This is a genomic window from Leisingera sp. JC1 (assembly GCF_001679925.1).
Classification (GTDB): domain Bacteria; phylum Pseudomonadota; class Alphaproteobacteria; order Rhodobacterales; family Rhodobacteraceae; genus Leisingera.
In genome coordinates this window covers 1-20,941 of the sequence record NZ_LYUZ01000104.1, presented here as the reverse complement: position 1 = coordinate 20,941, position 20,941 = coordinate 1, and the positions used below count along the sequence as shown (strand labels likewise).

The window sequence follows — 20,941 nt, the reverse complement described above, 5'->3', positions numbered from 1 at the left end:
CAAGCGGCACCAGAGGATTCATGACCGAGACGCCCCCCCAGATTACGGACAGCCATTGCCACCTGGACTTTCCCGACTTTGAGGGAAGGCTGGATGAGGTGATCGCCAGTGCGGCGGCAAATGGCGTGACCCGCATGGTGACGATCTGCACCAAGATGAAGAACGAACCCGCCGTGCGCGCCATCGCCGAGGCCCACGCGCCGGTGTTCTACGCCGCGGGCACCCACCCGATGAGCGCCGCGGATGAACCGCTGGTCACCATTGACGAGCTGGTGGCGCTGGCAAAGCACCCGAAGTTTGTCGGCATCGGCGAGACGGGCCTGGACTACCATTACACCGCCGACAGTTCTGCGGTGCAGCAGGAGTCCCTGCGCATTCACATTGCTGCCGCCCGCGAAACCGGCCTGCCGCTAATCATCCACGCCCGCGCTGCCGATGACGACATGGCCCGCATCCTGGGCGAAGAAATGAAGAACGGCGCCTATTCCTGCGTGATGCACTGCTTCTCGTCTTCCGCAGAGCTGGCCAAGGCCGCGCTGGATCTCGGCTTCTACCTGTCGATGTCCGGCATCGCCGCCTTCCCCAAGAGCCAGGAGCTGCGCGATATCTTTGCCGCAGCGCCGGTCGAGCGCATTCTGGTCGAAACCGACGCCCCCTATCTGGCGCCCCCGCCCTACCGAGGCAAGCGCAACGAGCCTGCTTACACGGCCTTTACCGCCAAGGTCGGTGCAGAAGTGTTCGGCATGGACTACGCCGCCTTTGCCGCCCAGACCCAGGCGAATTTCGACCGGCTGTTCTGGAAAGCCGCAGCGTATGAGGCCGCCGCCTGATGGCTGAGATGCGCTTCACCATCCTTGGCTCCGGCTCCTCCGGCGGGGTGCCGCGCATTGGCGGCCATTGGGGCGATTGCGACCCCAAGAACCCCAAGAACCGCCGCGGCCGCTGTTCGATGCTGGTGGAACGCGACGGACCGGATGGAACGACCTCGGTGCTGATCGACACCCCGCCGGATATGCGCAACCAGCTGCTGGATGCGGAGGTGGGCCGGCTGGATGCGGTGGTCTACACCCATTCCCACGCCGACCACCTGCACGGCGTCGACGATCTGCGCATGGTCTATTTCAACATGCGCCAGCGCATCGAAGTTTATGCCGACGGCCCTACCCAGAACGACCTGCTGAACCGTTTCGGTTATGCCTTTGCCCAGCCTGACGGCTCCCCCTMCCCGCCGATCCTGGACCTGAAGAGCATCAGCGGGCCGTTCACCATTGACGGCCCCGGCGGCGAAATCCCGTTCCGGCCGTTTGAGGTGAACCACGGTTCCATCGACGCGCTTGGGTTCCGTATCGGCGGACTGGTGTATCTGCCGGATGTGAAGGAAATCCCGGACGCCGCCCTGCCGGAATTGGAGGGCTTGGATGTCTGGATCCTGGACGGGCTGCGCCGGACGCCGCATCCGACGCACTTCAGCTACCAGGACGCGCTGGAGTGGTTTGAACGGATGGCGCCGAAACGCGGCATCATCACCAACATGCATATCGATATGGACTACGCGACCGTCGAAGCCGAAACACCAGACCATATCACCCCCGCCTATGACGGGATGGTGATCCGGATGGAGATCTGAGGGGCGCGCTTGCGCCCTTTTTCATTTTCGCAGTTTTTAGGACCCAAAGTGTTTCAAAGCCTGATCGACGTCATCCTGCCGGTGTTTCTGGTTGTCGGCGCAGGCTACGCCGCCACCGCGCGGGGCGTGCTGGAGCAGGCGCATGTCGACGGCGTGATGAAATTCGCCCAGGGGTTCGCGATCCCATGCCTGCTGTTCAAGGCAATGGCGGAACTGGACCTCTCTGCCAGTTTCAATCCGCAGCTGCTGGCGAGTTTTTACACCGGCGCCTTCACCTGTTTTCTGATCGGGTTGTTTGGTGCCCGCATCCTGTTCAAGCGGGAGTGGGAGGACTGCATCGCCATCGGTTTCTGCTGCCTGTTTTCCAACTCCGTCCTGCTGGGGCTGCCGATCACCGAACGCGCCTTCGGGCCGGACAACCTGACCGGCAACTACGCGATTATCGCCTTTCATTCGCCCTTTTGCTACGGCGTCGGCATCACCGCGATGGAGTTTGTCCGCAACCGCGGGGCGGGCGGCATCAAGACTGTTACATCCGTGCTGAACGCGATGTTCCGCAATGTACTGATCCTGGGGATCACGCTGGGATTTGCGGTCAACCTGTCGGGGCTGGCCATTCCGCTGGTCATCAATGAAGCGCTGTCGCTGCTGATCCGCGCTGCGCTGCCAGCGGCGCTGTTTGCGCTTGGCGGCGTGCTGGTGAAATACCGTCCCGAAGGCGACATGCGGGCGATCCTGTTTGTCTGCTTCACCTCGCTGATGATCCATCCGGCGATTGTCTGGACCTTGGGATCGGCGCTGGAGTTGCCGCAGGACCTGTTCCGCTCAGGCGTCTTGAACGCCGCGATGGCGACCGGTTTCAATGGCTATATCTTTGCAAACATGTACGGGCGGGCCAAACGGGTGGCGGCGTCCTCGGTGCTGATCGCCACCGGGGCCAGCATCCTGACAGTGTGGTTCTGGCTGCTGGTTTTGAGCTGAATAAAAAGGTCAGCAGCTCTGCCCAAATGTTTCGCGCGCGAAACATTCGGACAACAAGATTGACCTTATCCTTCAGATTTCATTAGTAATTTTCCACCAAGGGGTTACCGCCGTCAAAACCGGGGATCGTCCAGCTCCAACGGAAATCCTTTGGGCAGCAGACCGGCCTGAAACCAGTTGATGAAGGAGTGGATTGAGAAGACGGGCAAGCCGGTCGCTTTGCGCACATCGCGGGCGTAAGGCACCATATTGGTGCATTCCAGCACGATGGCGCCCAGATCCGGTATGTCCGCCACCATCGCGCGGGCGGCGTCGATCATGTCCAGGCGGCAGGCCTCGAAGTCGATCGCGGGCGCGTCACCCAGGATGTCGCGGGTAAAGGCGCGCAGGCCGTCGGTGCCGGCTATGGGCGTATCCGGCGCAACACCTGCGGCAACAAGGTGGGCAGGCGTCAGCGTCGCCTTAGAGATCGTCAGGATGCCGCAACGCTTGCCCGCGGGCAGCAGGTTCTGCACCATCGGCACCTGCATCAGCGAGGATGTCGCCACCGGCACGCCCAGCGCTTGTTTCACCTCGTCCTGGATCAGCGCCAGAAAACCGCAGTTGGTAGTGATGCCATCCGCCCCCATCGCGACCAGATCGCGCCCCGCTTCGACAAACAGGTCCACCAGCTCCTTGGGGTTGCCGCGAACCACGTTCTCAGGGTTGGCGCCGCGCACCACCTTATAGTGGACGGGGAAGTCCCAGGTCATCGCGTTGCCCATATCACCATGGATGCGGGGAAAGCGCGTTTCCAGCATCAGGATGCCAACCGCCGCGCCAAAAACCGTCTTGCCGCCGTGTTCCATGTGAACCCCTTACTCGTCCGGGACGTAAAGCTGGGAAAAGGCGATGCGGACAGCTTCGGTCGCCTCCTCCCGGCGTTTTTCGATATGGCTGCGCATGGCCGTTACCGCCGCATCCGTGTTGCGGGCGGCAATGCCCTCGACGATCTGGCGGTGGGCCGAAATGTCGCCCGGCGCCTTGCCCCCCGCCCGGTCGCGCATCCGTTTGAGGTCGATGAGCCGGATATAACGGATCCGGCCGTTGAGGTTGTTCAGGATGCGCTGCAATTCGCTGTTGCCAGACAGCTGCGCCAGCCGGGCATGGAAGCTTTCGTCCATCGCCAGCAGCTCTTCCGGGTCGGTGGCGCTTTCGTACTCCGGCTCCATCCGGTTGAGGTAATCAGCCAGTGCGGCGATGTCCTCATCCGCCGCACGGGTGCAGGCCAGCCGCGCGGCTTCGCATTCAACTGCCACGCGGGCCTCGTACAGGTCCATGATATAGCTGGGCGTCAGCGGGCGGCAGAAGAAACCGCGGTTGTTCTGGAAGGTCAGAAAGCCCTCGGCCACAAGCCGGTTCAGCGCCTCGCGCAGCGGCGTGCGGCTGGCGCCCAGCACCTCGGACAGGGCGCTTTCGTTGATCCGCTGGTCGGGCTTGAAGGCAAAATCCGCCGCCATCCGGCGCAGCGCCTCGTACACCCTGTCCACATTGCTTTCGCGTTTGGCCATGTTCCCGCCGTTTGTTCAATTCCGTTGCAGACTAGGGAAGCGGCCTAGCGCGCGCAAGATTGAATTCGGAATTGAATACAATTTAGCCAAAGCCGCCGAGGGCAGCGCCCGATCCTCGGGGCGGGTGCTGAAAGCGCCCTCCCCGTGGGAGAGGGTCGGGCGCTGCCCGGCCTTCAGCCGCGCAAAGAGTTATCAGGAACGGGCGAGCTGTCTGCCACGGAGTAAGGCGCCAGCTCCCGCTTCAAGAGCGCCAAAAACTCCTGCCCCACCGCCGACAGCGGGCGCGACTTGGACGTGATCACCGCCATATCCATCATGATGCGCGGGCGGAACGGCCGGGAAACAAAGCCGCCGCCGCTCTCGAAACCCAGCACGAAGGGGTCCAGGAGCGAAACACCCATTCCCTCCTGCACAAAACTCAGGAGGTTCTTGAACATATGCGAATGCACGCGGGTTTTAAGAGGGATCCCTGCCTGCTGGAACACCTCGCGGGTGCGGCGGTGGGTCATGTGGTCCGGCCCCATGACAATGAAGGGCACACCCTCCAGCAGCTCCGGTGTAAGCACCTCGTGTTCCGCCAGCGGACTGTCCGCAGGCATCGCCAGCCGGGTCTCGACGCTGACCGGATGCACCTCCAGCCCGTCGTGGATCAGTGGCATCTCGCAGACGCCGATCTCAAACAGGCCCGCGATCACCCATTCCTGGATTTTCAGCGAATACTGCGCCTGGAAGGAGATCGACAAATCGGGGCGTGTACGGGCAAAGCGAGCGATCAGAGCGGGCATGAAGCCGAAGGACATGGAGTGCTGCGAGGCGACCTGCAGCTGGCCCGCCTGCTTGTTCTGCAGGTCCGTCACTGCCTGCGCCACGTGATCCAGCCCGCGCACAACGGTGTCGACCTCCTGAAACAGCACGCCCGCCTCTGGCGTCGGGATCAGGCGGCCCTTGCTGCGTTCGAACAGCTTGAGGCGGGTCTGGCGCTCCAGCTGGTAGAGCAGGTTTGAAATGCCGGGCTGAGAAATGCCCAGCTGCTCCGCGGCACCGGTGACGGTGCCGGTCTCAACAATGGCATGGAAGGCCTGCAACTGGCGGAAGCGGAGGGACATGTCAGATCATCACTTTTCATGATACCTTGTCCAATTCTTTGTATTGGTAATGATGATCCAGTCAAGGCAGGCTTTTCCCGCACCTGGGAGGAAGATCGAAGTGCTGGAACAAAAGATTGCCGGGATGGATTTGTGGCATCTCGCGCTGCCCGTCTTGTCGCGCCGCGACCACGGGATCGGGTCTGTTGAGGGCTCCTGCGAGGTCATCATTGTGCGCCTGCGCAGCGAAGGCGGCGCCGAAGGGTTTGGCGAGGCCTCGACCTGGTCGGTGTTCACCGGCACGCCTGAGGCCAGCCTGGCGGCCTTGGACCGCTACATCCGGCCGCTGGTGGAGGGCCGCCGGGTGGCGGACCGCGCGGCGATCATGGCGGATGCGGCCAAGGCCGTGGCCCATTGCACCGAGGCCAAAGCGGCGCTGGAAACCGCCCTGCTGGACCTGACCGGGCGGATCACAGGGGTTCCGGTCTGGGCGCTGCTGGGCGGCAAGTGCCGCGATACCATCCCGCTCAGCTGCTCAATCGCCGATCCGGATTTTGAAAAGGACGTGGATCTTCTGCACCGGCTGCGGGCCGACAAGGTCGGGCTGATCAAGCTGAAGACCGGGTTCAAGGATCATGCCTTCGACATCATGCGGCTGGAGCGGATTGCAAAGGACTTCCCCGAGTTTCGGGTGCGGGTGGACTATAACCAGGGCCTGAGCATCGAGGACGCGCCGGCGCAGGTCCGTGATGTGGCGGAGTTCAAGCCGGATTTCATCGAGCAGCCGGTGCGGTTTCACCACTTTGGCATGATGGCAAAGCTGCGCCAGATGATTGATGTGCCGCTCTTGGCGGACGAGAGCGTATTCGGCCCGGAGGACATGGTACGCGCGGCACGCGAGGGCATCTGCGATGGCGTCTCGGTCAAGATCATGAAGTCTGGCGGGCTGACCTGCGGGCAAACAGTGGCGCGGATTGCAGCGGCAAACGGGCTGTCGGCCTATGGCGGTGACATGTTCGAGGCCGGCGTCGCCCATCTGGCTGGCACCCACATGATTGCGGCCACGCCCGAGATCCGGCTGGGCTGCGAGTTCTATCAGGCGAGTTACTTCCTGAAAGAGGACATTCTGGAGACGCCTTTCCAGGTCAGGGACGGCCACGTAGTGGTGCCGGACGGGCCGGGGCTGGGTATCAAGCCAGATATTGAAAAGCTGGACCGTTTCGCGGTCTCCAAGAAGGTCTCGGCATGAGCGAGGCCAAGAAAACCGTGACCATCATCGGTGCCGGCATCGTCGGCGTCTCGGCCGCGATTGAGCTGCAGCGCGACGGGCATCAGGTGATCCTGATCGACGGCAAGGGGCCGGGCGAAGGCACCAGCCACGGCAACGGCGGCATTCTCGCCTCCTGCTCCATCGTGCCGGTCACCGGGCCGGGGCTGTGGAAGAAGGCGCCGAAGATGCTGCTGGACCCGGAGCAGCCCTTGTTCATGCGCTGGGGCTACCTGCCGAAACTGGCGCCCTGGCTGATGAAATACATGGGGCATGCCAATGCCGGGGACACCGCCCGCATTGCCGCGGCATTGGCACCTATCGTCGGGGACTCGCTGGCCGATCATCAGGCGCTGGCGGCGGGCACCGGAGCCGAGCGGCATTTGAAACCCTCTGACTATCTGTTCCTCTACAATGACCGCGCGCATTTCGGCGAGGATGCATTCGGCTGGGGCCTGCGCAAGAAACACGGTTTTCAATGGGATGAGTTGGTGGGCGCGGAGTTCCGTGCCTATGATGAAATCTATGCCAAAGACATCACCTTTGCCGCGCGGTTGAAAGACCACGGCATCATCACTGACCCCGGCCAGTATGTGAAGGACCTGGCGGCCCACGTTACCGGCAATGGCGGCCGGCTGATCAAGGCCTTTGTGACGGACGTGACGCGCAAAAACGGCACGGTGACCGGCGTGCGCGCAGGCGGCGAGACAATCCCTTGCGACGCGGTTGTGGTGGCCACCGGCGTTTGGTCCAAGCCGCTGGCAGAGAAACTGGGAATTTCCGTACCACTGGAAGCAGAACGCGGCTATCATCTTGAATTATGGGAGCCTTCGGCGATGCCCAAGGCCCCCGTGATGGTAGCAGCGGCCAAATGCGTGGTGACCCCGATGGAGGGACGGATCCGGATTGCAGGCATCGTGGAATTCGGCGGGCTGGAAGCCGGGCCGTCGAAAGGCCCGCTGGAGCTGTTGCACAGGAATGCGCGCCGCATCCTGCCGGGCGTCACTTGGAAACACGAAGAGGAATGGCAGGGCGCCCGCCCGGCACCGGCGGATTCGATCCCGGTGATCGGGGAAGTTCCCGGCCTGTCCGGCGCCTTCGTTGGCTTTGGCCACCACCACATCGGCCTGACAGGCGGGCCGAAGACCGGGCGCCTGCTGGCGCAAATGATTTCGGGCCGCACCCCGAACATGGACATGAGCGCCTATGACCCGGAGCGATACGCGATCTGATACCAACCAGTGCCCCACAAGGGGCCGTAACCACAACAGGGAGAACATGATGAAAAAACTGACCCAACTGCTGGCCGCCACCGCGCTGACCGCAGCCGCCGCCCTGCCCGCTGCGGCAGAAACCTGGGACATGCCCATGGCCTATTCGGCCTCCAACTTCCACTCCGCCACCGGCGCTGAGTTTGCTGACTGCGTGACCACCGGCACCGGCGGCGAAGTTGAGATCAAGACCCACCCCTCCGGCTCGCTGTTCAAGGGCGCCGACATCAAGCGCGCAGTGCAGACTGGCCAGGCCCCCATTGGCGAGCGGCTGCTGTCCGGCCACCAGAACGAAAACGCGCTGTTCGGCTTTGACTCGATCCCGTTCCTGGCGACCTCCTTTGACGACAGCGACAAGCTGTGGAAGGCGGCCAAGCCCTCCATCGAGAAACTGCTGGCAGAGCAGAACCTGACCCTGCTCTACGCTGTGCCGTGGCCCCCGCAGGGGCTCTATTTCAAGAACGAGGTGAACTCGGTTGCCGACATGAAAGGCATCAAGTTCCGCTCCTACAACAATGCCACCTCCCGCCTGGCGGAGCTGACCGGCATGCTGCCGGTGACCATTGAGGCGGCTGAGATCAGCCAGGCCTTTGCCACCGGTGTCGCGGAGTCGATGGTCTCCTCCGGCTCCACCGGCTATGACCGTAAAGTCTGGGAAAGCCTGAACTATTTCTACGAAGTGGATGCCTGGCTGCCGCGCAACTACGTGTTCGTGAACTCCGATGTCTGGAACGGCACCTCCGAGGCCAACCAGAACGTGATCAAGGGCTGCGCCAAGCTGGCCGAATACGCAGGCAACTGGCGCGCCAAGGAATACACCGGCTTCACCCTGCAAGGCCTGCGTGACGGCGGCATGACCGTGGGTCCGGCGTCCGATCAGATGGTGGGTGAGCTGAAGGAAATCGGCGTCACCATGACCAATGAATGGCTGGAAGCAGCCGGGGAAGAAGGCAAAGCCATCGTCGACGCCTTCCGCGCCGAGTAATCACACCACCTGATACGGGCGGCGCGGCAGGTGCCGCCCGTAGTCTCATAAGAATAATGCCGATGGGGATGTTATGACTGTGCTCAGGGGGCTGCGCTCCGGACTGGATTTTCTATACCTCGCGGCGGGGATGCTGGCTGCCCTCTGCCTGATTGCCATTCTGGGGCTGATCGTGGTCCAGATGCTGGCCCGCTGGACCGGCGAAGTCTTCCCCGGCGCGCCGGATTACGCAGGCTATGCGATGGCCGCTGCGTCGTTCCTGGCCTTTGCGAATGCGCTGAACCGCGGCAGCCATATCCGGGTGTCGATCCTGCTGAACGCGGTGCCCGAAGGCTTTCGCCGGGTACTGGAAATCTGGTGCTTTGGCATCGGCACCGCGGTGATGTGGTACTTCTGCTTCTACGCCTACCGCTTTGTCTACTGGAGCTGGAAGTTTAACGACGTGAGCCAGGGCCAGGACCGCACGCCGCTGTGGATGCCGCAAAGCGCAATGCTGATCGGCGCGGTTATCCTGGCCATCGCCCTCACCGACCATTTGTTCCACGTGATTTTCCGCGGCGATCACCGCATCACCAGGGATCTCGAAGATCAGAGCCACGCGGAGTAAGGGCATATGGAAAACATCTCAGTCATCATTCTCTTCCTCTTCGTTCTGTTCACCCTTCTGGGCACCGGCGTCTGGGTCGGCCTGGCGCTGATGGGCGTGGCCTGGGTCGGCATGGAGCTGTTCACCACCCGCCCCGTGGGCGACGTCATGCTGACCACCATCTGGTCGGCCTCCTCCAGCTGGACCCTGACGGCGCTGCCGATGTTCATCTGGATGGGCGAAATCCTCTACCGGACCCGATTATCCGAGGACATGTTCAAGGGCCTGTCGCCTTGGATGGCACCGCTGCCCGGCGGGCTGGTGCACACCAATATCGTCGGCTGCACGGTATTTGCCGCGGTCTCCGGCTCCTCCGCCGCAACACTGACCACAGTAGGCAAGATGTCGATCCCGGAGCTGCGCAAGCGCAATTACCCCGAGAAAATGGTGATCGGCACCCTGACCGGCGCGGCCACCCTGGGCCTGATGATCCCTCCGTCGCTGACGCTGATCGTCTATGGCGTCACTATAAATGAATCAATCACCAAGCTGTTCTTTGCCGGCATCCTGCCGGGCCTGGTGCTGGCGGCAATGTTCATGGGCTATGTGGCGATCTACTCCAAGGTAGGAAAGGACTGGAATCCCAACCAGGAGGACAAGCTGACCTTCGCGCAAAAGGTCAAGAACTCCCGCTTCCTGGCGCCGGTGATTGCGCTGATCATCGTTGTGATCGGCTCGATGTACCTGGGCTTTGCCACCGCAACCGAGGCGGCGGCCTTCGGCGTCATCGGCTCGCTGCTGCTGGCACTGTCGCAAGGTTCGCTGAACTGGAAGACCTTCACCGAAAGCCTGATGGGAGCCACCCGCACCAGCGCGATGATTGCGCTGATCCTGGCGGGTGCTGCGTTTCTGTCGCTGTCGATGGGATTCACCGGCCTGCCGCGCGGGCTGGCGGACCTGATCGCGGGCTGGGAGCTGTCGCGCCTGGAGCTGCTGATGGTGCTCCTGGTGTTCTACATCGTGCTGGGCTGCTTCCTCGACGGCATCTCCTCGGTGGTGCTGACCATGGCGGTGGTGGAGCCGATGATCCGCCAGGCGGGCATCGACCTCATTTGGTTCGGCATCTTCATCGTGGTGGTTGTGGAAATGGCGCAGATCACCCCGCCGATCGGCTTCAACCTGTTTGTGATGCAGGGCATGACCCACCACGAGATGAGCTATATCGCCCGCGCCGCGATCCCGATGTTCCTGATCATGGTGCTGATGGTGTTTGTGCTGATCGCCTTCCCGGAGCTGGCGACCTACCTGCCCAACAACCTCAGGCCGGGACCGGTCTGACCTCATGCTCCGCGCGCTCGCCTTTGCCGCCCGGCACGGGCGGGCCGGTTTGGTCCTGGGGCTGCTGGCCGGGCTTTTGCTGCCCGGCCTCGCCGCCGCCCTTCAGCCCTGGCTGCCGGAAATGGTGGCCGGGCTTTTGTTTTTGAACGCCTACCGGATCGGCCTCCGCAAGGCCGCAGGCGGGCTGGCGGACGGTATCGGCACGCTGAAGGCCATCGCCCTGCTGCAAGTCGCCTTGCCGCTGCTGGCTTTGGGGATCGCCGCGCTGTTCGGGGTTGCACAGACCCCCGCGGCCGTTGCGCTGATCTTGATGCTGAGCGCGCCCTCGGTGACCGGCAGTCCCAATATCACCGCGCTGATGGGGCACGCACCGGAACCGGCCTTCCGCCTGCTGATCACCGGCACCGCGCTGATGCCGCTGACGGTGATCCCGGTGTTCCTTCTGGCCCCCGGCCTCGGCGATCTGGGCGAAGTGCTGCGCGCCGCCGGGCGGCTGATCGGCGCGATTGGCCTGACCGTGGCGGCGGCCTTCCTGCTGCGCCGCCTGACTTTGCCGCAAATGCGGGACGACCAGGCCAGGGCCATCGACGGGCTGACCGTGATTGCGCTGGCGGTCATTGTGGTCGGGCTGATGGCTGCGCTGGGGCCTGCACTGCGGATGGACCCGCTGCTGGTGGTGCAATGGCTATGCTTTGCCTTGACTGCAAACCTGGGCCTGCAAGTTCTGGTGTTTACAGTCTTGCGCCGCCGTGCGGGCAGTGGCGCGGTGCCAGTTTCCGTCGTCGCCGGCAACCGGAACTTTGCCCTGTTCCTGATCGCCCTGCCCGCAGCCACGACCGATCCTTTGCTGATCTTCCTCGGCTGTTACCAGATCCCGATGTATCTGACTGCGATCCTGATGAAGCCGCTCTACGGCCGGCCGACCCTCAGGACAGGAAGGTAACACCCGGCATATGCCGGATCAGCTCGGCATCGGCCATGTAGCTCTCGCTCATGTCGTCCACCAGCGCTTGCGACCAGCCGGGGAGGTCGATTTCCTCCTCGACCTCCTCCTCGTCGTGGAAATAACTCAGGAACAGCGCGCGCACCCGCTCCCGCTGGTCCTCAGAGAGCCCGGGACGGCTTGCCAGATAGTTCTCCAGCCGCTCATATCCCGCCTCGGAAATGATGCCGCGTGTGATGTCCAACTCACCGCTGAAGCGGAAACTGTCCCCCAGGCCGGTCACATGGCCCAGAATACTGGGCCAGATCACCGGCGTTTCCTCGTTGCACCAAACGGTGATACGGCAGCCGGGGTTGCGGTCCAGAATATCCTCGACCACTTCCGACCAATGCAGGTTCAAGAAATCGGTATCCCCTGCAAACTCGCTCCAGGTCCTGCCGGACTGAGACTTGAACACCGGAGCAATCAGGGTGGCCGGATTGCGCAGGCCAAGGAAGAATTCGCAAGGATTGCCGGGAAACAGACCGCGCAGAGCTGCAGTGTTGCTTCCCGCGTTGCGGTACAGCCGTCCGCCCTGCAGCATCCAGCCCGGCATCCCCAGAAAGCCGGAATTTGTCAGGATGACCCGCGAGACTGCCTGATCCTTGACCATACCTGCCAGCAGCGCATCCCGCTCCTGCTCCGTCACAAATTCCTTGTTCTGTTTGCGGATCAGCTGGTTCAGCGCCGTCATATAGGTGCCAGGGCGGCGGATCATGACCCCGTGTTCCAGCAGCGGCTGCGCGTCCTTTCGCAGCGACCAGATCAGCTGGCCGTTGTCGGTATTGGGCGCCCCGATGTGGAAGGCCAGGGAGATATCCCGTATGTCGGTGTTCGACTGGCTCATTATCCTGTCCGGCCTCTGCCCGGGTTATGTTCAGCGGCGCAATTGCGGCCTGCCGCGCGGCCATCTGCGCATCTCATAACCGCTCCTTCATCCGGCGGAAAAACCGGTCGTCCCTCTGCCGCAAGATATAGGCACAGACCTGTTTCGCAAGACCCGGATGGCCGCGGTCCAGCGCCAGGTTGGCGAGCTCCCGCTGGAACCGGGGAAAGCTGTGCCGCTTGCGCAGCAGGCGGTGAAAGCGGTGCGGCGTCAGGTCCCCGGCAATCGCGCCGCGGGCAACCTCCTGCAGCACACCCATCTGCTGCAGCGAGGAGCCCAGCCGGTGCCCCAGAAGCGGGCAGCGCCAGAAAGTGACATTGGCGCCGGTGAAACGCGCTGCATGGGCCGCATCCGGCGCCACAAAGGGGTCGAACATGATGTGCACGTCCCCTGCCCCCTGGCTGGCTTGTGCCGCGTCGCCGAAGGGGCCGGAGAAATCCCGGTCCCAAACCTTCTTGTAGCGCATCTCCCAGGGCACGATGGACTTGTCCAGCGTGGACTGCGGGCTGATTGCAAACACCGTTGAACCAGGCGCGGCCGCGGCAAAGGCCGCTGCCGCATAGCCGCCCATCGAGGCGCCATAAAACACAACGCGGGAAAACTGCTGAAAGAACCCGCTGTCGCGCAACTCCTCGAACTTGCGGGTGACTTCCTGGTGGCGGAACCAGGTCCAGCCGTTGGCCATCACACCGAGCATCGACCAGCCCTGCGCTTCGATGAAGCTGAAGCCCCAAGGCCGCCGGTTGTCCCGCTTGGTCATCGCAATATCGAGATTGTCGAAGGTGACCACCAGCGTTTCCCCGCGCGGCATGAACAGAAAGGAATGCTCCTCAAGCTCGTCAAAGAAACCTTCTTCCCCGGCCAGCCCGCGGGCGACCTTGGACCACTCACCGGAGGGGGGGAGCACCTCCTGAGGTTCGGCGGACAGGACTGCCAGCCCGTTGCTGTCTGCCCCGGGCGCCAGCAGCGTATTGCAGCCGCCATAGGCCTTCAGAAACGGATAGCTGCCCGACCCCTTTCGGATTTCGATCACGACCCGGCTCAGCGGGTGCAGCGCAACGTCCAGCAGCGGTTTGATGTTCTGGATCCTGTGCCGCACGCCAAAGCTGTTCAGCGCGAGGATCACGTCGTACTGGCGGTTTTCATCCCCGCCCTCAGCGATTTCCATAGCCTCCCGGTCAACCCCGCCCTGTTTGAGCCGGGAAAGCCAGGTTTGCAGCTCCGATGCTTCGGGTGTCCTGGGCCTGCCCTTGCGGTCGAGGCAGACCAGATCAATGCGGCAGCCGAACCTGTGATGCAGCAGGATACACAATTCCGGCGCCTGCCCGTTGATATCCGCAACGCTGCTGACGTCGTCAGCATCAAGCTCCGGCAGCACGGTTCTGAAGTCGAATTCACTGGTCAGCATATGAATTCATCCGCCTTCCTGTGTCCTCCAGAAACCATCGCACCCCTGCCTGCAGCCCGCCGGAACCGGCGCGGGAGCGCCGCAGGACCGCGCACCTCTGCCGTCACATAACAGCAAAAGGTTAACGTCCCCGTACCGTTCACGCGCCCTGCCCGACCCGGGTCAGGACCGTGGAGTATTTGCCATGCTTTGCAAGGACATCGACAGCCCCGTAGGTCTTCATCGCGCCGATGCCGCCGGATCCCTTGCGGATGTCCAGAACAATGCCGCCGCCGTCATTGATCTGGCTGCGGAACAGGCCGTCATAGGTGCCGACCGGATAGTGGAACCCGCAGGAGGCCAGGCTGATCACCAGGTCGAAACTGCCCAGCGCGGCCGTGTCTTGAGATTTCGGGTTGAGACAGGTGATCTTGTCCGCCGGCACGCCATTGCCTGCCAAGAAGGCCCGGGCGGTTTCAAGGCTTGTGTATCCCGCGCCTTCGCCCTCGAACCCGAAATGGCGGCTGCTCCCTTCTTCGATATCGATCAGGACGACATCGCAGCCGTAACGGCGGTGCAGCACCAGGCTGGCAAAGGCATATCCGCAGCCGATATCGGCTGAGCATTTCGGCGCTATCGCGTCTGCTGATTTCAGAAAGAACTGGCACTCCCGTTCCGCGATACGGATCGACTCGTGCAGGATATGCTCCCGCTGCGTTCTGGCTTCGTCCAGCAGCAGCTGCTCATCGCCCGCCAGCCAGTCCCGAATGGTCTGGCCCGAACTGGCAAGCTCGCTTCGCTGCAACAGGATGTTGGCCACATCCTGGTCGCTGAACATGGAAAAATCCAGCGTCTCGGGGTCGATTACTTCTGTCATGGATACCTCAGTTTCCGGCACGGGCTGCAGCAGATGGCGGGTTTCTTCAGCATCGATCCCGTGTTTGGCCAGCAGTTCATGCACATAGCAGCCTTCTGGCGGCACCCCGCCGTATTTGGTGGCGATATTGCGGAACCGCCGCCCCCAGAAATGGATCGACAGAGTATCTCTGCGGATATGCTTGGCGGCCTGATTGCGGCGGTTCGGGTTCAACACCACCCCCGCCTGCTTGAACGGCACCGGATAGATCACATGGCCGGGCTTCGAGTTTGAGATTTCCCCGGTTTCCTGCAGAAACCAGGTCAGCGCATCCGGCCCCCACACGCCCCAGGGCAGCAGCGACACATGCACCCCCTGCCCGGCATCCTTCAGCGCCTGCAGCTCTGCCTGCTTCTCAGCGCTGTACCAGGGTGGAATGGGGTATTCGTCACTGGTAAACTTCAGCATCGCCTGCAGTGTCTTGGAGGTCTTCGGCAACCGCAGCACGCCATTGTTGACCATCGGCTTCTTGTCCGAGATCCAGCCATGGAAATGCTTGCCCTTGATATCCCAGGGCTGGCAGCAATAGGCATCCGTGTCGGCCCAGACATAGTCCGTCTGGCGCAGCATGTGCAGGCGGAAGACATCCGCATGATAGGCCGGACTGCCAGTCTTGGCATGACGGATGATACGGTCTGCCGGCAGGATTTCGTTGGCATCCGCCACCCGCACCCCCTCAGGCACGCCCTTGACCTCATCGTAGGTGAACAGAACCACCTCGTGGCCGTTGTCGGCAAAGGACTTCAGGCAAAGCTGTTCCAGCCAGCTGAGCTCAGCGCCCACCCAAAGTGATGCGATGACCGGAAGTGCCATGTTACCTGCCCTTTGTTATTCTCGTTACGTCTACCGCCTGAATGCGTTATTTTGTTGGCGCAAATTAGCCTTCGTCTCAAAATCCTGTCAAATTGCCCAGGCCAGCCAGCCCTAGTGTGTGGTCTCCCCGCGCGCCACCGTGAACCAGAAATCGCTGCCTGGCTCTTTCTCGGCAACTTCATCCGGAATCACCCCCGGACCGCTTAAAAAGACGTTGGCGCCGAAATGCGCATGCATCCTGGACAGCTTGCACAGCTTTTCGCTGGTCAGTTCGCGGAACAACTCCTGCATGTCATCGCGGGGCTTCAGCTCCTCGATCTTCTCGCGGTGCTTGCGGCAGGAAAACTCATGCGCCGCGGCAATGTCCGGGTCCGACAGCAGCCGCGCCATTTCGGCCTCCAGCGCCGGGATCATCCGATGGATCGAGCGTTCATCCTCGGCGTTGTTGTTCATCCGAAACCAATAGGACAAGCCTTGGTCACGGTCCACGTGATTGACCCGGCCGCGGTCACGCTTGACCAGAAAGCTCTCGGCGCTGCGCACGGCGTAGTGGTTCAGCTGCACCAGGTCATAACCATAGGTGCTCATCGAGGAACGCCAGCCGTTGCGGAACATCTCCCGTGGCATGTCCTGGCCGGAGCCATTGACCCAGCGGATGTCTTCCCACAGCTGCGGCTTCAGGCCCTTGGGCCGGTGCACCCCCAGCTTCTTGAAGATGCTATTATTGCGGAACAGTGTCTTGAACCCCCAGGCCTGATGCGGCTTGCGGGTGACCTCATGCGCGCAGCGGGTGAATTCCCGGGTGATCAGACCGCCGCTGAAATCACGCACATCGTTGTTGCCGAACAGCCGCCAGGTCATCGAGATCATGTTGGCATCGCCAACCGCCTCGAACAGATCCGCCAGCCGTCCCTCACCGCATTTGATGTTGATGAACTCATCCACATCCATGCAGACCAGCCAGTCGGCGTTGCGGATGACCGGCTCCGCCTCTGCGGCCTGCAGCGCTGCGTGCTGCGGTTTCAGACCGGTGCCCCGGAACGGGTTTTCCCGGTGCTGCACGATACCCTTCTCTTGCAGCATCTGCAGCATCGTGTCGGTGCCATCAGAGCAGTCGTTGGTGTAGACGAGAAAATCGTCCACACCAATCGCCCGGTGATAGGCCAGCCACTCCAGGATGAATGGCCCCTCGTTCTTCATCGTGGTGACAATGGCGGTTCGCGCTTTGCCGCCAGGGCGCTTGACCGCCTGCTCTTCGGGAATGCGGACGGGTTTGGCGCTGAAATACCCGGTTGCCAGCTCCAGCAGTTCCGGGGTCTCCACCAGGCTTGTTTTCGGCACGATCTTGGAAACCGTGTCCGCCGGATGACGCAGCGCCATGCAGCGGTAGAACCGTGCCTCCTGCTCCGGATCCGGCTCTGCACCGACCACTCGGATCAGGCGCCAGATACAGTCCGCACCTGCCTTGGCAGGCGCCAAGCACCAGCGCGGCCGCAGGCCGGATGCGTCGAACTGGGTGCAGATGTGATCGGCAAAGGCAGGCTCATCGCCCTTGCGCACCCGCCAGGGATAGGCCTGCACCCCGCCCAGGCGGATGCAGCCGGAAGCGGCGTCCACGGCGCGGTCAAACGCATTTGGCCCGTCGACGGGGGCCAGCAGGTCGAACAGATCGATATTGGCCACCGCACGCGCCCGCGCCAGGAAACGCGCGCGCAGGATCTCGTAAGTCAGGAACTCCCCCAGCGGCGCCTGCCAGGGATCCGCGGGCGGGATTTCCATCCGGTCCTTGCCCGGTGCGCCCGGCACATTGAAGGGATGCGCCTCAGGCGGCAGCCCTTCCTTGCCCAGGGGCAGTTTGGAGTGGATGACCACAACCGTTCTTAGCCCCGGGATACTGCCGGCAAGCTCCTGCAGATCCCGGATGAAACGGCGGCTTTCCCGCGGCTGCGCCCGGTCCAGAATAACGGCCCCTTGCACACCATGCTGAGAGGCATGAAAGCGAAGCCAATCCGCGGCTGTTTCCGCACTTTCCCCGTTGCGGACCGCGGCAAGGACGTTTTGCCCTGCAAACAGGCCGGTCTCGTCCGGATGGAGCGGTATCTGAAACTCTCCCCCGTCCGCAGAGAGTCTTACTGCGCTGCTGGCATCGCCGGCCGGAACATCCAGAACCGGAGCGCCGCCAAAGTTATGCAGCACCGTCCCAGTGCGGGAGGACATTGCAGCAACGGTTTCCCGCGGGGTTCCGGACCGGAAGAACAGCCGCGCCGCGCTTGCTGCCGGACCAGGCATTTGCACAGCATCCAGCAGATCCGCTCCGCCCACGGACAGAGCACTGAATTCACGTTCAAGGACTTGAGCGCTGCAATTCCCGGGATCTGGATTGGACATACTGCTGCTTCACATCGCGAAATTCTTGGCCCCGGTTACAGATGAGAGGGGCGGCTTCCTTATACCCTGCGGACTGGAGTGCCGGAACCGGCAAACGCCGCAGGCGGGCTGCAAGAGACCGCATGGTTGATATAAGGGCAACAGACACGCCCCCGGAAAACGCAAGGCGCCAATTTACAGCAAAGCTTTTCAGGGAGATGATGGTGCGGTCGAGATGCATTGAAGACTTGAACAAAGGCGTTCAAGCGAGTTCACAAACCCCCATCAATTCCAATTTTTCAGCGCAAATTCAGTATTTTACGGTTCAATCCAGTTCAAGATCGGTTAAACTAAGCCAAGCAAATCGGGTGGGCAGAAAGGTGGATCAATGGCGACACTCAACCGGTTATCAGCGCTCCATGTGAAGAATGCCGCACCGGGGAAATACAGCGACGGCGGCGGATTGTGGCTTCATCGACGCGCGGACGGCGGTGGGCAATGGTTTCTTAGGGTTCAAATCCACGGAAGACGCCGCGAAATGGGGCTGGGCTCAATCGCGGAGGTCAGCCTAAAGGAAGCTCGTGAAGAGGCCGCAAGGTGGCGTGCTGTCGTCCGAGCAGGAAAAGACCCGATTAAAGAACGCGAGCGCCTGCGCCGGGAAGCCGCAAAAGCGGATCACACCTTGTCGACTGTAGCAAAAGAAGCCTTTGAAGCTCGCAAGGCCGAACTAAAGAATGACGGAAAGTCAGGCAGATGGTTCTCGCCCCTGGAGCTTCACATTCTCCCGAAGCTGGGGAACGTGCCGATTGAAGAAATCGACCAGCAAGACATAAAGAACGCACTTGCCCCAATTTGGCATAGCAAGGGCGAAACTGCCCAAAAAGCACTGGGCCGTCTTGGCATCGTTATCCAGCACGGCGCGGCGATGGGGCTGGCCGTGGACATTCAAGCTACTGCGAAAGCGAAAGCCCTTCTGGGCAAGTCCCGGCAAAAGCGGAGCCATATTCCCGCGATGCCGTGGGCCGAGGTGCCAGAATTCTATAACAGCCTTAACGAAGGCTCGATAACCCACCTGGCGCTGCGTCTGTTAATCCTGACTGCTGTTCGTTCCCACCCGGTCCGGCACTGCCATATTGATGACATCGACGGGAACACATGGGTGATCCCGGCGGAACGGATGAAATCCGGAAAAGAATTCCGTGTCCCTCTTTCAACCGAAGCACTGTCCGTCATTGAGCAGGCGGCGGCTTTTACCCGAGATGGATACCTGTTCCCCAGCGTACGCAAGGGTGTGATTTCCGACGCGACAATGTCCCGAATGATGGAACGGCGTGAAGTTACGGCGCGCCCCCACGGGTTTCGTTCCAGTTTTCGGACTTGGTGTGCGGAAGCGACAGACACCCCACGTGAGATTGCTGAGATGGCTCTAGCGCACTCTATCGGGGGTAAGGTCGAATTATCCTATCGCCGGACAGATTACCTCGAAAAACGGCGTGCCCTGATGGAGAGGTGGGCAAGTCACGTGACCGGCAACACCGCTGAGATTGTGCAACTGGTTGCAAAATGAAAGAACTCTAATGAGCACAAAAGTACAAAGCATTTCGATAGCGTCGATTTTTCAACGGTGTATCGGCCTCGCCACCAATGAGGCGGTATGTATTGGTTTGGCGAAGCAGCTTGCTGAAGCTGCCCCTCTTCGCTCCACCCGCTTCGATCATGGCACTGGTGACATCGCAAGCGCTCTCCGGATTTCGGATGAGAGAAACAATCTAAGAATGGGCTTAGCGATGTACCTGACAGAGCGGTACATCCACCAGCGTGCCGACAGCCTGCATATCGTGGACAGCAATCGAGAAACGAAGCTGCTGGGAGCGAACATCCTGACGCCGACAAGTGGTCAGGAGTTCGCTCCCATAGAGTTCAAACCCCGCAGTTCCGAGACGGCGGAACCAACGAGCATGCAACTCGCCAGGGAGGAGTTGCTTTCTCGGGTTCGGAACAGGGGCAACCTCTATGCCTTTCTGGATACATCCGATTGGACCATCCGCGGACTTGAGGAATTCACAGAAGCCGAGCCGCCCATCGATGGCATCCACTTTGTCCGGCAGCTAATGGAATATCCTCGCTTTGCAGTTTGCGTCGGCGTCGCCCGAAAGCCGCTAGACGCCCAACTGTTAAACTTACTGGCATACGGCACGTTGCACGAAACGTTTATAAAGTCCCTCGCCTTCGTAAATGCTAGCCATGAAACTGTATCTCAGGCTGAATTGGCAAAATACCTTGGCCGCAAGGTTAAAAACCCAACCTTTGGCTACGCGTGGGAACTTCTGCACGAGAGCGGAGCAAATATTCTAGGGCCTGGCCGCCCGCCGAAAAAAAATAAAAATTAATTCCGGCCCATTTTTTACCGGTCGCGAGTGGTCGATTTTGGTCTCAGATAGGCCAAAAAAAGGACTCCTCCATGGAACCGCTTTATTTCAACATCAACGACATCCGCAACCTGACCGGGTTGATCCCACTTAATTTTTGCCGCACCGCATTCGAACGTTTCGGACAAGGTAGGCAGTCATACAGCGAGCTTCTCAACTGTGGTGTCAACCTGTACCCGCTTTCTCAACGCACACTCCCAGACTGTCGCCACACGCCAACCTTTGAGCTACTCCCCGATCGTTGGACAGGATCTGGCGTAATTTAAGCTACTCTCTGCCGCTGCTGACCAGGTTGGGTTTCGTCTTTTCTCAGCCAATAGACCATGGCAGGAGGCTTGCCGCCAAGGGCGGAATGTGGGCGTTTTCGATTATAGAACTCGATCCATCTGCCGACGCCCGCCTTCGCCTCTGATCCAGTCTCCCAAGCGTGCAGGTAGACGCACTCGTATTTCAGACTCCGCCAGAGCCGCT

The 20,941-nt window shown here is 61.5% G+C and carries 19 protein-coding genes; 11 read left to right on the top strand and 8 right to left on the bottom strand.

Annotated features, from left to right (window positions below; translation table 11 throughout):
* Positions 1-20: 20 nt before the first annotated feature.
* The 3 genes from A9D60_RS17095 to A9D60_RS17085 are packed head-to-tail and all read left to right on the top strand — an operon-like array spanning position 21 to position 2,608.
* Positions 21-830, top strand: a complete 810-nt coding sequence (locus tag A9D60_RS17095) for a TatD family hydrolase (RefSeq protein ID WP_065268708.1) — start codon at positions 21-23, stop codon at positions 828-830.
* A complete protein-coding gene (locus A9D60_RS17090; protein WP_065268707.1) occupies positions 830-1,627 on the top strand; it encodes an MBL fold metallo-hydrolase in 798 nt (265 codons plus the stop codon). The genes A9D60_RS17095 and A9D60_RS17090 overlap by 1 nt, the downstream gene beginning before the upstream one ends.
* Positions 1,628-1,675: 48 nt before the next feature.
* Positions 1,676-2,608 carry an AEC family transporter gene (locus A9D60_RS17085; RefSeq protein WP_065268706.1) on the top strand — a complete coding sequence of 311 codons (933 nt, stop codon included), beginning with the start codon at positions 1,676-1,678 and terminating at the stop codon, positions 2,606-2,608.
* Between the two features lie 113 nt (positions 2,609-2,721).
* Here A9D60_RS17085 and A9D60_RS17080 read toward each other — a convergent pair whose 3' ends face one another.
* The 3 genes from A9D60_RS17080 to A9D60_RS17070 form a co-directional block, all read right to left on the bottom strand.
* Positions 2,722-3,456 carry an aspartate/glutamate racemase family protein gene (locus tag A9D60_RS17080; RefSeq protein ID WP_065268705.1) on the bottom strand — a complete coding sequence of 245 codons (735 nt, stop codon included), beginning with the start codon at positions 3,454-3,456 and terminating at the stop codon, positions 2,722-2,724.
* A gap of 9 nt (positions 3,457-3,465) precedes the next feature.
* The gene (locus A9D60_RS17075) at positions 3,466-4,158 is read right to left on the bottom strand and encodes a GntR family transcriptional regulator (RefSeq protein ID WP_065268704.1); all 693 of its coding nucleotides are present in this window, start codon (positions 4,156-4,158) and stop codon (positions 3,466-3,468) included.
* Between the two features lie 173 nt (positions 4,159-4,331).
* A complete protein-coding gene (locus A9D60_RS17070; RefSeq protein WP_065268703.1) occupies positions 4,332-5,264 on the bottom strand; it encodes a LysR family transcriptional regulator in 933 nt (310 codons plus the stop codon).
* 100 nt (positions 5,265-5,364) lie between these two features.
* Here A9D60_RS17070 and A9D60_RS17065 point away from each other — a divergent pair, with 100 nt between their 5' ends.
* The 6 genes from A9D60_RS17065 to A9D60_RS17040 all read left to right on the top strand — a co-directional run bounded on the left by A9D60_RS17065 (position 5,365) and on the right by A9D60_RS17040 (position 11,633).
* Complete coding sequence (locus A9D60_RS17065; protein ID WP_441295060.1) at positions 5,365-6,492, top strand: enolase C-terminal domain-like protein; 1,128 nt, start codon at positions 5,365-5,367, stop codon at positions 6,490-6,492.
* The gene (locus A9D60_RS17060; RefSeq protein ID WP_065268702.1) at positions 6,489-7,742 is read left to right on the top strand and encodes an NAD(P)/FAD-dependent oxidoreductase; all 1,254 of its coding nucleotides are present in this window, start codon (positions 6,489-6,491) and stop codon (positions 7,740-7,742) included. Before A9D60_RS17065 ends, A9D60_RS17060 begins: the two co-directional genes overlap by 4 nt.
* A 49-nt stretch (positions 7,743-7,791) precedes the next feature.
* Positions 7,792-8,766, top strand: coding sequence for a TRAP transporter substrate-binding protein (locus A9D60_RS17055; protein ID WP_039151762.1), 975 nt, complete (start codon positions 7,792-7,794; stop codon positions 8,764-8,766).
* A gap of 73 nt (positions 8,767-8,839) precedes the next feature.
* Positions 8,840-9,373, top strand: coding sequence for a TRAP transporter small permease (locus A9D60_RS17050; protein ID WP_065268701.1), 534 nt, complete (start codon positions 8,840-8,842; stop codon positions 9,371-9,373).
* A gap of 6 nt (positions 9,374-9,379) precedes the next feature.
* Positions 9,380-10,690, top strand: a complete 1,311-nt coding sequence (locus A9D60_RS17045; protein ID WP_065268700.1) for a TRAP transporter large permease — start codon at positions 9,380-9,382, stop codon at positions 10,688-10,690.
* A gap of 4 nt (positions 10,691-10,694) precedes the next feature.
* Positions 10,695-11,633 (top strand): hypothetical protein, encoded by a 939-nt coding sequence (locus tag A9D60_RS17040; protein WP_065268699.1) that lies wholly within the window; start codon positions 10,695-10,697, stop codon positions 11,631-11,633.
* Here the strand turns inward: A9D60_RS17040 and A9D60_RS17035 are convergent.
* The 4 genes from A9D60_RS17035 to A9D60_RS17020 form a co-directional block, all read right to left on the bottom strand.
* On the bottom strand, positions 11,617-12,519 hold the full coding sequence (locus A9D60_RS17035) for a hypothetical protein (RefSeq protein ID WP_065268698.1): 903 nt from the start codon (positions 12,517-12,519) through the stop codon (positions 11,617-11,619). The genes A9D60_RS17040 and A9D60_RS17035 overlap by 17 nt on opposite strands.
* Positions 12,520-12,592: 73 nt before the next feature.
* Positions 12,593-13,966, bottom strand: a complete 1,374-nt coding sequence (locus A9D60_RS17030; protein ID WP_065268697.1) for a hypothetical protein — start codon at positions 13,964-13,966, stop codon at positions 12,593-12,595.
* A gap of 139 nt (positions 13,967-14,105) precedes the next feature.
* Positions 14,106-15,674, bottom strand: coding sequence for a class I SAM-dependent methyltransferase (locus A9D60_RS17025; RefSeq protein WP_065268696.1), 1,569 nt, complete (start codon positions 15,672-15,674; stop codon positions 14,106-14,108).
* Between the two features lie 111 nt (positions 15,675-15,785).
* Complete coding sequence (locus tag A9D60_RS17020) at positions 15,786-18,062, bottom strand: glycosyltransferase family 2 protein (RefSeq protein WP_065268695.1); 2,277 nt, start codon at positions 18,060-18,062, stop codon at positions 15,786-15,788.
* A gap of 367 nt (positions 18,063-18,429) precedes the next feature.
* On the opposite strand from A9D60_RS17020, the gene A9D60_RS17015 reads away from it, so the two are divergent.
* On the top strand, positions 18,430-19,608 hold the full coding sequence (locus A9D60_RS17015; protein ID WP_065268694.1) for a tyrosine-type recombinase/integrase: 1,179 nt from the start codon (positions 18,430-18,432) through the stop codon (positions 19,606-19,608).
* 10 nt (positions 19,609-19,618) lie between these two features.
* Complete coding sequence (locus A9D60_RS17010; protein WP_065268693.1) at positions 19,619-20,431, top strand: hypothetical protein; 813 nt, start codon at positions 19,619-19,621, stop codon at positions 20,429-20,431.
* Positions 20,432-20,732: 301 nt separating this feature from the next.
* Here A9D60_RS17010 and A9D60_RS17005 read toward each other — a convergent pair.
* The coding region (locus tag A9D60_RS17005) for an integrase core domain-containing protein (protein WP_141117948.1) at positions 20,733-20,941 on the bottom strand (209 nt) is incomplete at its 5' end.

Coding starts and splice junctions, on each gene's coding strand:
- A9D60_RS17095 (WP_065268708.1), top strand. CDS start 21: ATGACCGAGACGCCCCCCCAGATTACGGACAGCCATTGCCACCTGGAC.
- A9D60_RS17080 (WP_065268705.1), bottom strand. CDS start 3,456: ATGGAACACGGCGGCAAGACGGTTTTTGGCGCGGCGGTTGGCATCCTG.
- A9D60_RS17075 (WP_065268704.1), bottom strand. CDS start 4,158: ATGGCCAAACGCGAAAGCAATGTGGACAGGGTGTACGAGGCGCTGCGC.
- A9D60_RS17070 (WP_065268703.1), bottom strand. CDS start 5,264: ATGTCCCTCCGCTTCCGCCAGTTGCAGGCCTTCCATGCCATTGTTGAG.
- A9D60_RS17060 (WP_065268702.1), top strand. CDS start 6,489: ATGAGCGAGGCCAAGAAAACCGTGACCATCATCGGTGCCGGCATCGTC.
- A9D60_RS17055 (WP_039151762.1), top strand. CDS start 7,792: ATGAAAAAACTGACCCAACTGCTGGCCGCCACCGCGCTGACCGCAGCC.
- A9D60_RS17050 (WP_065268701.1), top strand. CDS start 8,840: ATGACTGTGCTCAGGGGGCTGCGCTCCGGACTGGATTTTCTATACCTC.
- A9D60_RS17045 (WP_065268700.1), top strand. CDS start 9,380: ATGGAAAACATCTCAGTCATCATTCTCTTCCTCTTCGTTCTGTTCACC.
- A9D60_RS17040 (WP_065268699.1), top strand. CDS start 10,695: ATGCTCCGCGCGCTCGCCTTTGCCGCCCGGCACGGGCGGGCCGGTTTG.
- A9D60_RS17035 (WP_065268698.1), bottom strand. CDS start 12,519: ATGAGCCAGTCGAACACCGACATACGGGATATCTCCCTGGCCTTCCAC.
- A9D60_RS17030 (WP_065268697.1), bottom strand. CDS start 13,966: ATGCTGACCAGTGAATTCGACTTCAGAACCGTGCTGCCGGAGCTTGAT.
- A9D60_RS17025 (WP_065268696.1), bottom strand. CDS start 15,674: ATGGCACTTCCGGTCATCGCATCACTTTGGGTGGGCGCTGAGCTCAGC.
- A9D60_RS17020 (WP_065268695.1), bottom strand. CDS start 18,062: ATGTCCAATCCAGATCCCGGGAATTGCAGCGCTCAAGTCCTTGAACGT.
- A9D60_RS17015 (WP_065268694.1), top strand. CDS start 18,430: ATGGCGACACTCAACCGGTTATCAGCGCTCCATGTGAAGAATGCCGCA.
- A9D60_RS17010 (WP_065268693.1), top strand. CDS start 19,619: ATGAGCACAAAAGTACAAAGCATTTCGATAGCGTCGATTTTTCAACGG.